Source organism: Dietzia sp. NPDC055877 (assembly GCF_053615975.1).
Genome location: NZ_JBSHCV010000006.1, coordinates 13,591 through 26,447, shown reverse-complemented (window position 1 = coordinate 26,447; position 12,857 = coordinate 13,591). Strand labels below are relative to the sequence as shown.

The window sequence follows — 12,857 nt, the reverse complement described above, 5'->3', positions numbered from 1 at the left end:
CGATATGGCGAGGACGGTGAGCCAGAGCGACACGGTGCCCAAGCGCATCGCGGGCGCGGGCCTGGCGTTGTTCATCGTCGTGGTGGTCGCGCTGTCCCTGCTCCTGTTCGTGCGAGCGTTCGACAGCCGCGTCCCGATCACGGTGCGTAGTGATCGCGCGGGTCTCGTCATGGAGGCCGACGCCAAGGTGCGGTCCCGTGGTGTGGAGATCGGTAACGTCACCCGAATCACGCAGGAGTTCGACGGCGCGACCCTGGTTCTCGAGGTGGATCCTTCCGCACTCGAGGCCATCCCCGCGAACTCCCCGGTCTCCATCGGGTCCAATACCATCTTCGGTGCCAAGTCCGTGGACTTCGGGGCGCCGGCGGACCCGGACTCCGCGACGCTGGAGCCCGGCGCGGTCGTCCAGGCCGGCAACGTCACCACCGAGATGAACACCCTGTTCCAGGATCTGTCGGATCTGCTCCTGGCGATCGAGCCGGAGAAGCTCAACGCCACACTCGGCGCGATCTCCGGGGCCGTCGACGGGCGGGGCGAACAGATCGGCCAGACCATCACGGACCTCAACGCCTACCTGGAGGAGATCAGTCCGCGGATCGAGACGCTCCAGCGCGACCTCGCCAAGGGCTCGCGTGTGGCGAACCTCTACGCGGACGTCACCCCGGACGTCATGCGGATTCTGGACTCCGGTACCGACGTCGGCGCCAACATCGTCAACAACCAGGCCCGCTTCGAACAGCTGCTCGCCTCCGCGATCGGCACCGGCGAGACCGGCAAGCGGCTGCTGAGCGAGAACGGCGACCAGCTGGTCAAGGCGCTGTCCGACCTCCGCGCCTCGACCAGCCTGCTCGGCGAGTACTCGCCCATGCTCACCTGCCTGATCGTCGGCCTCAACCAGGGCGTCGAGGGCGCCGGGCAGGCGTTCGGTGCGTCCAACCAACCGGGCCTGACTTTCAAGGCCGGCTTCCAGCAGGGCGCGCGAGCCTACGAGTACCCGAAGGATCTGCCTAAGGTGAACGCGAGCACCGGCCCGAACTGCTACGGCCTGCCCTTCCCCGACCCGAGCGTCCACGCGCCGTTCGTCGTCACCGACACCGGCTCCAACCCCGTGGAGGGAATGCCCGACGTGTTCACCTCGCGACCCGGTCCGCTCTTCGGCCCGCTTCCGTCGACCGAGCCCGGAAGGCCCGCGCCGCCCACACTGCTGCAGGTCATGCTCGGCATGGACGGAGGGAACCCGTGAGCGCCGGGCGCGCGGCAGCGCGCGCGGGCCGGGTTACCGCGGTCAAGCTCGGGATCTTCACCACTGTGATGGCCCTGGTACTGGCCGGGCTCGTCGTGGTGTTCAGCGAGTACCGCTCCGGCGACTTCGAGCGATATAACGCGCACTTCACCGACGTCTCAGGGCTCGAGTCCGGCGACAAGGTGCGTATCGCCGGCGTCGAGGTCGGCCAGGTCGGGAAGGTCGAGCTGGCGGAGGAGAACACCGCCCGCGTCCGCTTCACGGTCGCCGGAAACCAGAGCGTCCACCAGAGCACCGAGGCCGTGGTGCGGTACGAGAACCTGACCGGCGACCGCTACCTCGAGCTCAAGCGCGGAGAGGGGAGCCAGGCTCCGCTCGAACCAGGCGGCACCCTGCCACTCTCGCAGACCGCGCCCGCGCTTGACCTGGACGCGCTTCTCGGCGGATTCCGACCGCTGTTCAAGGCGCTTGACCCCGGGCAGGTCAACCAGCTGTCCGAGTCGATCGTCAAGGTGTTCCAGGGTGAGTCCGGCACCATTCAGGACCTGCTCGCCTCGACGTCGTCACTCACCCAGGCCCTCGCGGACCGGGACCAGCTCATCGGCGACGTGATCACCAACCTCAACTCCGTGCTCACCACGGTGGCGGACAACCAGGACAACGTCGACTCGATCGTCAACGACCTCCAACAGTTGGTCTCGGGCCTGGCAGCCAACTCCGAGCCACTCGCCGAATCCGTGAGCCGACTCAACGACTCGAGTGCCAACATGACCACCCTGCTCGCCGATGTTCGCCCGTCTCTGAAGGAGGACATCGCGCAGATCGACCGCGTGGCGACCCTGATCAATGACGACGAGGAGTTCGTCGAGAACGTCATCAACCGCCTGCCGTCGGACTTCGAGAAGATGGGCCGCCTCGGCGTCTACGGCAGTTTCTTCCAGTTCTACCTCTGTGGCGTCATTGTTCGAATCACTAACCCGGCCACCGGCAATGACCTCTTTCTGCCGCAGTATGAGCAGACGACGGGACGGTGTGCGTTCCCCGATGAGTAAGAAGAACAGTGACGGCGCGCCCCCCAAGGCGCCTCGCGGACAGCTCCGTTTCCGGGACCGTGACCCGAAGGTCATCGGCGTCTGGGGCGCGGTCGGCGTAGTGGCTCTGATGGCGGTCTCGCTGAACTACGACCGGATCCCCTACATCAACGGCATGCATGGCGCGACGGTCTACGTGGCCGACGCCGCCGGGCTCAACACCGGCGACGAGGTCCAAGTGGCCGGCATGCGCGTCGGCTCCGTCCGGAAGCTCCAACTCGACGGTGACCGGGTAAGGGTCAAGTTCGATATCGATACCGACGTCGACCTCGGCGCCGACACGTCGGCGCAGATCAAAACGGACTCGATCCTCGGCCGGCGTGCACTCGGGATCTTCTCCGACGGTCGCGGCGAACTCGAGGACCGTACGATCCCGATCGATAGGACGTCCGTTCCGTACTCTCTGACCTCCGCCCTCGGTGATCTCAGCGACACGGTCGAGGCCATGGATACTGACTCGGTGCAGGACGCGCTCGACGTGCTGGCAGAGACCATGGAGGACTCCTCGCCGGAGGTCCGCGGCGCCATCGACGGCATCACACGGCTGTCCCGTTCGCTCAACGAGCGGGATGAGGCCGTCCGCGACCTACTGGACAAGGCGGCCGGGACCACCGACGTGCTGGGTCAGCGCAGCGACCAGATCAACCAGCTCATGGTCGACGGCAATGTCCTGTTCACCCAGCTCGACATGCGTAAGCGCGCGTTGAGCGAGCTGATCGTCAACATCGACGAGCTCGCCCGGCAGCTGTCGGGGCTGGTGCAGGACAACGAGGCCCAGATCGGCCCGGCGCTCGACAAGCTCGAGCAGGTGTCCGATCTGTTGATCCGGAACAAGGAGGACATCGATCTCGGCCTGCGCCGGATCGTGCCGTTCTCCACTGCACTCAGTGAGGCCGTCTCCTCCGGCCCGTGGTTCAACGCCTACGTGTCCAACCTGTCGCTGGGCCAATACCAGCAGACGATCCTCCGCGACCTCATGCCGCTCATCGATGACCGCGTCCAGCCTGAGCCCGGGCTGGTCACCGAGCCCACAATTCCCGGCGTACCGGGGCTAACGACGATGGACGAGTTCCCCGGCTGGGGCGAGAAGAGGTTGCCGCGATGAACCGATTCCTGCCGGGCACCGCCGCGAAGGTGGTCGCCCTGATCGCCGTGGTGGCCCTGATCGCGGGAGCCGTGTGGATCTTCTCCGGTCGGACCAAGACGATCACCGCGTTCTTCCCGTCCACGCAGGGCGTCTACGCGGACGACACCGTCCGTGTGCTCGGCGTCGAGGTCGGCCGCATCACCGACATCGCTACGGAGAACGGGATGTCCAAGGTCACCATGAAGGTCGCCCACGACGTCCCTGTGCCGGAGGACGCCAACGCCCTGCTCGTGGCCCAGTCGCTCGTCGCCGAGCGGTTCATCCAACTCACCCCGGCCTACACCGGCGGCGAGGAGATGCCGGACGGCGGCACCATCCCCGTCGAGCGCACGGCGGTCCCGGTCGAGTGGGACGGCGTCAAGGAGCAGCTCATGAAGCTGTCCACCGCGCTGAGCCCCGCCAAGGGGGAGAAGACCGGCCCGCTCGGCGACTTCGTCGACTCAGCCGACGCGATGTTCGAGGGCAACGGCGCCGACATCCGCGACGCGCTCAATGAGGTCTCACACACCATGTCGATCCTGTCCGACGGTCGCGAGAACCTCTTCACCACGCTGAAGAACCTCCAGCTGTTCGTCACCGCGCTGTCCCAGAGCGAGGAGCAGATCGTCTCCTTCGGCGGCAAGCTCGCCAGCGTCTCGCAGGTGCTGGGGGACCAAACCGAGGATATCGACGCCGCCCTGCGCGACCTCGATCTCGCGGTGATGGACATCAACCGCTTCCTCGAGAACAACGGGGAACGGCTCTCCGTGGGCGTCGACAAGCTCGGCCGCGCCACCCAGGTGATCCGCGACCGCCGAGCCGATCTCGAGGGCATCCTCCACGTCGGCCCCACCGCCATGGCGAACTTCTACAACATCTACCGCCCGTATCAGGGCACACTCAACGGTGTACTGGCGATGAACCAGATGGCCAATCCGACCAACTTCATCTGCGGCGCCATCGCCGGCCTGGCCAACAACACCGCGGAGTCCGACGCGGAGCTGTGCGCCCAATACATGGGGCCGCTGTTCAACTCGCTGACCTCGAACTACCCGTACGGTGTGGTCGCCCCGCCGATCACCCCGACCGCCGAGCCGGACCAGATCTGGGACCTACAGAAGCCGGGCACACAGACGGCGCCGGGCGTCCAGCCCGTCTCGGACCGCCCTGACCCGCTGGTCAACGTGGTCAACAAGGGCGACAACCTCACCGACACCCTGCTCGTGACGGGAGGCGCATGATGAGCGGCATGACCGTACCGACCGGAAGGATCCTCCGTTCGCGGGTCCTCGCTGCCGGCGCGCTCGCCAGCACCGTCCTGCTCGTCGGGACCGGTTGCGCGTGGGACGGGCTCAACTCGCTCCCGCTGCCCGGAGCCGAGGGCAAGGGCGACGGCGCCTACGAGGTCACCATCGAGATGCCCAACGTCACCACCATCACCCGGAACTCACCGGTCCGGGTCAATGACGTCAATGTCGGCTCCATCGCGTCGATGAGGGTCGAGGACTATACCGCAATCGTCACCGTCTCACTCAACGAGGAAGTACGGCTCCCGGCCAACGCCTACGCCAAGATCGGGCAAACCAGCCTGCTGGGTTCGCAGCACCTCGAGCTGTTCCCGCCACCGGACGGCAGCGCGGAGGGGACGCTCGCGGCAGGTGATGTCATCCCCATCGAGCGTGCCGGTGTCTACCCGACCACCGAGCAGACGCTCTCGGCACTGTCGGTGGTCCTCACCGACGGTGGCCTGGCGCAGTTCGAGACGATCTCGCAGGAGCTCAACACCGCCCTCGACGGCCGTCAGCTCGACGCCAAGGAGGTCATCACCCAGCTGGAGACCACCGTCAGCGGACTCGACGACCAGCGCGCCGACATCGTCGCCGCGATGGAGGGACTCGACCGGCTGGCCCGGCAGATCGACGAGCAGAACGACACCCTCGCCCGTGCTCTCGCGCAGATGCCCGAGGCGGTCGGGCTGATCAACGACCAGAAGCAGGAACTGACCACCGCGCTGGTCTCGCTCGGCGATTTCGGCAACAAGGCCAACCAGATTATCGACGCCGGCGGCGGACAGAACCTGGTGGCGAACCTCCGCGACCTCACGCCGGTGCTCGAGGGACTGGCCAACTCCGGCCGCGATATGACCCGGGTGCTGAGCACGCTCATCACCTTCCCGTTCCCGCAGGCTGGCATCGACAACTTCCTGCGCGGTGACTACGCGAACCTTTATATCGACGCAGATCTCACCAATCCTCGTCTGGAGGAGACGTTCCTGCTGGGTACCGAGTTCGGTAATCGCATGGCCGGCCTCGAGGGCTACGTGGGGCTTGCTCCCGGGTCGGTGGTCAGTCCCGACCCGTTCTCCTTGGACGTGCCCCGGCCCGACGCGGACGTCGAGAACCCGGACGCCGGGAACCCGCCCGTCAGTGGGCAGTCGGCCGACGACCCCGGCGGCCCCGCCGCACCGACCGAGGAGGCCCCCCGATGACCCGGCTCGTGAAGATCCAGCTGACGATCTTCTCTGTGGTCACCGTCGTGGCGTTGCTGGTCATGTCGGTGGTGTACCTCCAGGTGCCTCGTGCGCTCGGCTGGCAGCGCACGGATGTCGCACTAGAGATGCCGGACACCGGCGGCCTGTACCAAAACTCCAACGTCTCCTACCTCGGTAAGACCATCGGCCGTGTGGACTCCGTGACGCTCAAGCCCGGCATGGTCGTGGCCGAGCTCCACTTCGACTCCGGTGCCGACGTGCCCGAAAACGTGCGTGCCGAGATCCGCAGTGTGTCCGCGGTGGGCGAGCAGTTCGTCGAGTTCGTGCCCGAGGGGAAGCCGGAGGGCCGCATGGCCGACGGCACCGTGATCGGCGAGGACCGCGTCGACATGCCGCAGAGCATCGGCCCGGTCCTCGACCAGGCCACCGTTCTCATGGCGTCGATCGATGATGCCAAGATGCGGCGGGTCATCTCCGAGTCGTTCGACGCGTTCAACGGATCTGCCCGGGACCTGCAGCAGTTCCTGGACTCCGCGCAGCTGCTGCTGGAGGAGGCCCAGCGCAACTCGGGAGTCACGCGTCAGCTCATCGAGGACGCGGAGCCGGTGCTCGACTCGCAGTTGCGCTCGTCCGACTCGATTCGCGCCTGGACCCGGAACATCGCCGACATCACCGATCAGCTGCGTGAGAACGAACCCCAGGTGACGTCGTTGATCCAGCGCGGCCCGGACGCACTGGGCCGGGCCACCAAGGTGCTCAACGAGCTTCAGCCCACGATGCCGGTGCTCGTGGCCAACCTGGTCAGCGTGGGTGAGGTCGGCGTGGTCTATAACCGTTCGATCGAGCAGCTGTTGGTGATCTACCCGGCGTTGGTGTCATCGCTTATCACCGCGATCGAAGGGGCCCGCGAATCCGGCCAGATCAAGGTGGACTTCAACCTGCAGATCAACGAGACCCCGCCCTGCACGACGGGGTTTCTACCAGCAGAAGACCGGCGGTCCCCGGCCGATCTGTCGGTGCCGCCCCTGATCAACGGGATCTACTGCAAGGTGCCGATGGACTCGCAGATCGCCGCACGAGGTGCACGCAACCTGCCGTGCATGGAGTTCCCGGGGCGTCGGGGAGCCTCCCCCGAGGAGTGTCGCGCCGGCAACTACGTGCCCGAGGGCCATAACCCGCCCAACACCAGCGAGGTCGGGCCGCCCGGCAACAACCCCAATGCCTACAACGTCGTGCCGTCGTCCACCTCGGGCGAGCCCGAGATCCGTACCTCCGCCGCGGTGTACGACGCCGAGACGGGCGAGTACTTCGGCGCCGACGGCAAGACGTATCGTCAGCTGAACCTCGGTACCGAGAGCCGGCTCGCCGCGGACGCCGACCTGGCTGACATCCTGACGAACGGAGTGACCTAGTGCCACAGTCTGACCAGACCCCCACCGATGGTGGGCGGACCGGACTGATCGTGGTTTCGGTGATCGCGGCCCTGTGCCTCGTCGCGGCGGTCGTCGCGGCCGGGCTGTGGGTGAGTGAGCGGAACGAGGCGGCCACCGTCCGTGCCGACCGCGCCTCGTCCGCAGAGCTCGACGCGTCCTACCGTGACTTCGCGACCGACGTCATGACCAAACTCATGACCATCCGGCAGGAGACATTGTCGGCTGATGTGGACGAGATCGTCGGACTCATCGAGGGCGACTTCTCCGAGCAGTTCGCCCCGCGCCGCGACTCGTACGAGGACGTCGTCACCACCACCAACGTCGTGGCCGACGGCGCGGTGTCCGCGGCGGCGGTCGAGCACTCCTACCCCGATCGAGCCGAGGTGATCATGGCCATCGACCAGACCATCGGCAATCCCAAGGCCGAGGACAACCAGGACCGCCAGTACCGCGTGCGCGTCACGGTGAACCGCCATGACGACGGTGTGATGAAGGTGTCGGGGGTGAACTTCATCCCGTGAGTGAGTCAGACGACAAGACAACCGAGACGAACGTCCGCGCCGCCCGCCGCGCCCAGCGCGAAGCCGAGCGTGCAGCTCGAGCCCAGCGCAAGGCCGATGCCGCGCGCCAGCGTGCGATGGAGGCGGCCCGGGCCGGCGGCCTCTTCGAGGGAATGGAGGCGTCTCCCGGCGGAGCAAGCGGAGCAGGCGCAGCAGGCGGAGCCGCGGCAGGCGTCGCCACCGCCGCGGGCGCAGCGACCACCCCGTCAGCCGCCACCCCGTCCGCATCTACCGCGGCGGCATCCGCCACGCCCGGCGACTCCGCTGACCCGGCGGCCCCCACGGCGAACGTGCGAGACACCCCGGCCCGCGAACCGATGGACCCGGCCCGCCAGCGGGCGCTGACCAGGATTCTGGCGGCGGTGTCGGTGGTCCTCGTCGTCGTCGCGGGGTTGGCCACCTGGCAGTACGTCGAAGCCCGCGAGGCCACGGCAGCCGAGGAACAGATCGCGAACGCGCCGACCGCGGCGACCGACGCGGCGCGTGAGATCGCCACCCAGATGTTCACCTACGACCACCGCACCGTCGACACGGACCTCGCCTCCGTGCGGCCCGGCCTCACCGAGCCGGCGCTCGGCGAGTTCGTGGAGCAGTCCATGCCGACGGTCGCCTCGGCGGCCAAGCAGCAGGAGGCCACCGTCTATGCGACCGTCGCCGCCGCGGCACCGCAGGACGTGGTCGACCAGGACAACGTCACCGTGCTGGTCATGCTCAACCGCATGGTCTCCACGAAGGATGCCCCCGAGGCCGCCAGTTCGGCGTCGCGGCTGAGCCTGGAGATGAAGCGCGAGGGCGACACCTGGAAGCTGGCCAAGCTCAACGCCCTGTGACGCGGGCGGCCGGAGAAACCGGCCCTGTGACTCAGGCGTTCGAGGTGGCGTCGAGGGTCGTGAAGAAGCGGCGCGCCCACGCGTGGACGTCGTTGCCCAGGACCTGACGCCGTAGCGACCGCATGCGGCGGCGGCGCTCCTCGCGCGGATCGTCGATCGCGGACATGATGGCGTCCTTGACGCCGTCCAGATCGTGCGGATTGCACAGGTATGCCTGGCGAAGCTCATTGGCGGCGCCGGCGAACTCGCTGAGGACGAGCGCGCCCTCGCCGTCGGTGCACGCGGCCACGTACTCCTTGGCCACGAGGTTCATGCCGTCGCGCACGGGCGTGACCAGCATGACGTCGGCTGCGGCGTAGAACGCGGTGAGCTCCGACTTGGGCACGGGCCGGTGGATGTAGGTGACGACCGGCTGCCCGATCTCGCCGTACATGCCGTTGATGCGGCCGACCGACTCCTCGATCCGCGACCGCATGATCTGGTACTGCTCGACGCGCTCACGGCTCGGCGTGGCCAGCTGCAGCAAAGTCACCTCGGACGGGTCGAGGCGCTCCTCCTCGATCAGCTCCTCGAGCGCGCGCAGCCGCACGTCGATGCCCTTGGTGTAGTCGAGTCGGTCTACGCCCAGCAGGAGCACGCGTGGGGAGCCCACCTCCTGGCGGAGCCGGTCGGCGCGGACCAGGGTCTCGCGGCCGCGGGCACTGCGGTCGACCGCCGCCGAGTCGATGGAGATGGGGAACGCGCCGACCCGCACCATGCGGTCGTCGACCCGGATCTCGGCGGCCTTGGTCTTACTGGAGGTCAGGCGCACCGACGGGTGTCCGCGCAGTTTGTTGGCGAGGATGCGGAAGTTGTCGGCCCCGCCGGGCAGGTGGAAGCCCACCAGGTCGGCGCCGAGCATGCCCTCGACCAGCTCCGCGCGCCACGGCAGTTGCATGAACAGCTCGACGGGCGGGAACGGGATGTGGAGGAAGAACCCGATGGTCAGATCGGGTCGCAGCTCGCGCAGGAGTCGCGGGACGAGCAGGAGTTGGTAGTCCTGGACCCACACGGTGGCGCCGGGGGCCGCCGCGGCGGCGGTGGCCTCGGCGAAGCGGGTGTTGACGTCGCGGTAGGCGTTCCACCATTCGCGGTGGTACTCGGGCGGAACCACGACGTCGTGGAACAGCGGCCACAGGGTGGCGTTGGAGAAACCCTCGTAGTACTGCGAGATGTCCTCGGCGGACAGCTGGACCGAGTGGAGCCGGATGCCGTCGGAGTCGAACGGCTCCGGCGCGGCGTCGGGGACACCGGGCCACCCCACCCAGGCACCGTGGTTGGCCCTGAGGATCGACTCCAGGGCGGTCACGAGACCGCCGGGGCTGGCCTTCCAGTGCTCGGTGCCGTTGGCATCGCGGACGAGGTCCACGGGGAGCCTGTTGGCGACGACGACGAAGTCGGCTCCCGCATCACCTGGGGTCATGCCGGAATCGCGTGTCACTCGTCTGCTCCCTGTCCGGTCACCGTCGGGTACTGCGCTCGCTGAGCTGCTGCCGCTTACTCGGCGACAGCAGGCTCGGGCGTCTCGGGCCCGATGCCGAGCATGTCGAGGAGCATGCGGCACTCCTCGGCGTCTTTGGAGTAGGAGGCCACGACGAGGCGGGCCTGGTCCGCGGTCTCGTCTGCGACCGGCTCCAGGTCGTCGATCTCGGTCTCTTTGCTGTCGGCGGCGGCTGCCATCGATGTCCTCCTGTGGTCGGGGTCGGACCGCCGGCGCCCGGCGTGGGGCGCGGAAGTCCTCCTGCCGATCCTACGTCACTGGTCGGCGGCTGCCGACCGGCGGAGATTGCGGGCCATCCACTCGCCGAAGACGATGCCGGCGGCCAGTGCCAGCGCGATCGCCAGCGCCGTGAACATGAGGCCGAGACCGACACCGGTCTGGTCGCTCGTCAGAGCCGACAGGCCGCGGTAGACGGAGAGGCCGGGCAGGAACGGGGTGATGCCGGCGATGGTCACCACCAGCGGCGGGACGGTCGCGATACGGGCGAGGATGCCGCCGACCAGGCCCATCGCGCATGCGGCGAGGGCGGAGCCCACCACGATGTCGAACCCGGCGCCCAGAACCGCCTGGTAGATCGACATCCCCAGGGCGCCGACGCTCGCGGCGAGAAGGGTCGCCCGCACGGTGGCGTAGCTGGCCACCGCGAATCCGGCCGCGCCGACACCCGCCGCGAGGATCGCCACGTGTACCGCGGCGTCGCCCTGGATCGCGGGGTCGATCGGGGGAGGGGAGAAGCCGAGGCGGCCGAAGAGCGCGAGCGCGATGGTGATGCCGCCCAGGACGCCGCCGGTGAGGATCAGCGTCTCGACCCCGCGGCCGGCCGAGGTGACGGGGAAGCCCGTGATGGCGTCCTCGATCGAGCCGACGAGTGTCAGTCCGGCGAGGAGGACGATGATTCCCGCGGCGACGAGTTGGGATGGTCTGACCTCGATGAACGCGCCCGCGACGAGGACGAAGGCGGCCAGTGCCCACGCGGTGGCGATGAAACCGCCCACGACCTGCTGGAAGAAGGTCGGCAGTCGCATCCCGTCGAGGAAGCGGTTGGCGTACATCAGGGCGAACGTCGACACCATCGACAACAGGCCTGCCAGCGGGGTGCCACCGAGCTGGATGACGACCGCGCATCCCAGCATCGCCCAGCCCAGCACGGCCACCCGGAACGAGTGCGGGTGTGGGGACTCGATGATCTTCTCGACCTCGGCCGTGGCCTGGTCCACGGTGAGCTGACGGCGCACGATGAGGTCGATCAGCCGGGCGACGCGTGTCACGCGGGTCATGTCGACCGTGCGGTAGTTGACCACCCGGATGACCGACAGCGGAGGGCGACCGCGCCGACGGTTCACGCCGATCGTCAACGATGTGAACGTCACCTCGACCGTCGCGCCGGGAAGACCGAACGCCGCGGCCACGGACTCGGCCTGCGCGACAGTGTCGGCCGCGCCTTCACCGGAGGACAGCAGGATGCCACCGATCTCCAGGGCGAGGTTGAGTACGTCGGTGACGGCGCCGTCGTCGTCGAGATCCACCGGCGCCATGGGCGACAGCGGCGGCTCCGCCGCAAGATCCATCGCGGACTTGCGGACACCCAGCCACGCCAGTGGGCGGGTGAACCGGGAAAGGGCGTCGCGGGTCTCCACGTAGGGACACGGTAGTCGGGAGCGGCGGCGGTGGTCAGGTTAGGATGATCCCTGATCGCCGAGTACGCGACGGGTTCGCACCCGCCGGGCTTCCCGCCCGGGGATCCGGGCGTCCGTCGCGTGGTCGTAGGTCGTGCTGGAGTGGCGCAATTGGTAGCGCACCCGACTTGTAATCGGGCGGTTGCGAGTTCAAGTCTCGTCTCCAGCTCTCGTGCCGGTGGCCGTACCGGCGGCAGGGGACAGGAGCTCCCATGAAGCGCGCACTGGTGGCCGGCGCCGCGGTCATACTCGGGGGCATGGTCCCACTTTCCGGATGCGCTTCGTTCGACCCGCCGAAGGGGCCGTCTCCCGTCGGCATCTGGGGAGAGCCTGACGGCCCCCATCTGGACCTCGGCGAGGACGGCCGGTTGTCCGGCTCCGACGGCTGCAACCGCCTCATGGGCACCTGGGAGGCCGAGGGCCAGACTGTCGAGTTCGTGGGGGTGGCCACCACGATGATGGCGTGCCTCGATGTCGACGACTGGCTCAGCCGCCTGCGCACCGGCACGGTGGACGGCGACGAGATGACGATCTTCAACATCGACGGCGGGGAGATCGGGCTGCTCGCCCGGCAGTAGGTCAGTCCGAGGCGAGCCTGCCGATCGCGGCCCATGCGCCCTCGATGCGGCCCCGCGCCGCGCGCAGTGCCTCCTCGGCCCCGGCGAGGTCGCCGAGCGCGGCCGCAAGCGACTCGTCCGTCGACCACGAGGAGCCGGAATCGACGCGCAACTCAGCTGGGTCCCAGGTTTCGCTCGCGGCGCGGATGAGTGCGAGATCGTCGGCGAGAACCGCTATTGTTCTGGCGATTTCGCCCATCTGTGGGTAGAGGTCCTGAGGTCGGGAGGTCATCGTGGAGGTACCTCGGAG

The 12,857-nt window shown here is 68.1% G+C and carries 13 protein-coding genes and 1 tRNA gene; 10 read left to right on the top strand and 4 right to left on the bottom strand.

Going from position 1 to position 12,857, the window contains the following annotated elements:
* The first annotated feature begins 4 nt into the window (after window positions 1-4).
* Genes ACWGLC_RS08870 through ACWGLC_RS08835 form a run of 8 tightly spaced genes read left to right on the top strand, consistent with a single transcriptional unit; the run spans window position 5 to window position 8,774 of the window.
* The gene (locus ACWGLC_RS08870; RefSeq protein WP_452099539.1) at window positions 5-1,243 is read left to right on the top strand and encodes an MCE family protein; all 1,239 of its coding nucleotides are present in this window, start codon (window positions 5-7) and stop codon (window positions 1,241-1,243) included.
* The gene (locus ACWGLC_RS08865; protein WP_452099538.1) at window positions 1,240-2,295 is read left to right on the top strand and encodes an MCE family protein; all 1,056 of its coding nucleotides are present in this window, start codon (window positions 1,240-1,242) and stop codon (window positions 2,293-2,295) included. Before ACWGLC_RS08870 ends, ACWGLC_RS08865 begins: the two co-directional genes overlap by 4 nt.
* Window positions 2,288-3,439 carry an MCE family protein gene (locus tag ACWGLC_RS08860; protein WP_452099537.1) on the top strand — a complete coding sequence of 384 codons (1,152 nt, stop codon included), beginning with the start codon at window positions 2,288-2,290 and terminating at the stop codon, window positions 3,437-3,439. The genes ACWGLC_RS08865 and ACWGLC_RS08860 overlap by 8 nt, the downstream gene beginning before the upstream one ends.
* On the top strand, window positions 3,436-4,701 hold the full coding sequence (locus ACWGLC_RS08855; protein ID WP_452099536.1) for an MCE family protein: 1,266 nt from the start codon (window positions 3,436-3,438) through the stop codon (window positions 4,699-4,701). The genes ACWGLC_RS08860 and ACWGLC_RS08855 overlap by 4 nt, the downstream gene beginning before the upstream one ends.
* Window positions 4,702-4,709: 8 nt before the next feature.
* The gene (locus tag ACWGLC_RS08850; RefSeq protein WP_452099535.1) at window positions 4,710-5,948 is read left to right on the top strand and encodes an MCE family protein; all 1,239 of its coding nucleotides are present in this window, start codon (window positions 4,710-4,712) and stop codon (window positions 5,946-5,948) included.
* Window positions 5,945-7,363, top strand: a complete 1,419-nt coding sequence (locus ACWGLC_RS08845) for an MCE family protein (RefSeq protein ID WP_452099534.1) — start codon at window positions 5,945-5,947, stop codon at window positions 7,361-7,363. Before ACWGLC_RS08850 ends, ACWGLC_RS08845 begins: the two co-directional genes overlap by 4 nt.
* Window positions 7,363-7,905 (top strand): hypothetical protein, encoded by a 543-nt coding sequence (locus tag ACWGLC_RS08840; RefSeq protein ID WP_452099533.1) that lies wholly within the window; start codon window positions 7,363-7,365, stop codon window positions 7,903-7,905. Before ACWGLC_RS08845 ends, ACWGLC_RS08840 begins: the two co-directional genes overlap by 1 nt.
* Window positions 7,902-8,774: a hypothetical protein gene (locus ACWGLC_RS08835; RefSeq protein ID WP_452099532.1), complete on the top strand. Its 873-nt coding sequence runs from the start codon at window positions 7,902-7,904 to the stop codon at window positions 8,772-8,774. Before ACWGLC_RS08840 ends, ACWGLC_RS08835 begins: the two co-directional genes overlap by 4 nt.
* Before the next feature lie 31 nt (window positions 8,775-8,805).
* On the opposite strand, the gene ACWGLC_RS08830 is transcribed toward ACWGLC_RS08835, so the two are convergent.
* From ACWGLC_RS08830 to ACWGLC_RS08820, 3 genes are all read right to left on the bottom strand, one after another.
* On the bottom strand, window positions 8,806-10,254 hold the full coding sequence (locus tag ACWGLC_RS08830) for an alpha,alpha-trehalose-phosphate synthase (UDP-forming) (protein ID WP_452099531.1): 1,449 nt from the start codon (window positions 10,252-10,254) through the stop codon (window positions 8,806-8,808).
* 56 nt (window positions 10,255-10,310) lie between these two features.
* On the bottom strand, window positions 10,311-10,493 hold the full coding sequence (locus ACWGLC_RS08825) for a hypothetical protein (protein ID WP_452099530.1): 183 nt from the start codon (window positions 10,491-10,493) through the stop codon (window positions 10,311-10,313).
* A gap of 75 nt (window positions 10,494-10,568) precedes the next feature.
* Window positions 10,569-11,951, bottom strand: coding sequence for a threonine/serine ThrE exporter family protein (locus ACWGLC_RS08820; RefSeq protein WP_452099529.1), 1,383 nt, complete (start codon window positions 11,949-11,951; stop codon window positions 10,569-10,571).
* 135 nt (window positions 11,952-12,086) lie between these two features.
* Between ACWGLC_RS08820 and ACWGLC_RS08815 the strand changes: the two genes are divergently transcribed.
* Together ACWGLC_RS08815 and ACWGLC_RS08810 are read left to right on the top strand one after the other, a co-directional pair.
* Window positions 12,087-12,159 (top strand) — tRNA-Thr (locus ACWGLC_RS08815).
* A 43-nt stretch (window positions 12,160-12,202) separates the two neighbouring features.
* Complete coding sequence (locus tag ACWGLC_RS08810; protein ID WP_452099528.1) at window positions 12,203-12,568, top strand: META domain-containing protein; 366 nt, start codon at window positions 12,203-12,205, stop codon at window positions 12,566-12,568.
* A 1-nt stretch (window position 12,569) separates the two neighbouring features.
* On the opposite strand, the gene ACWGLC_RS08805 is transcribed toward ACWGLC_RS08810, so the two are convergent.
* Window positions 12,570-12,839 carry a hypothetical protein gene (locus ACWGLC_RS08805; RefSeq protein ID WP_452099527.1) on the bottom strand — a complete coding sequence of 90 codons (270 nt, stop codon included), beginning with the start codon at window positions 12,837-12,839 and terminating at the stop codon, window positions 12,570-12,572.
* Window positions 12,840-12,857 lie beyond the last annotated feature (18 nt).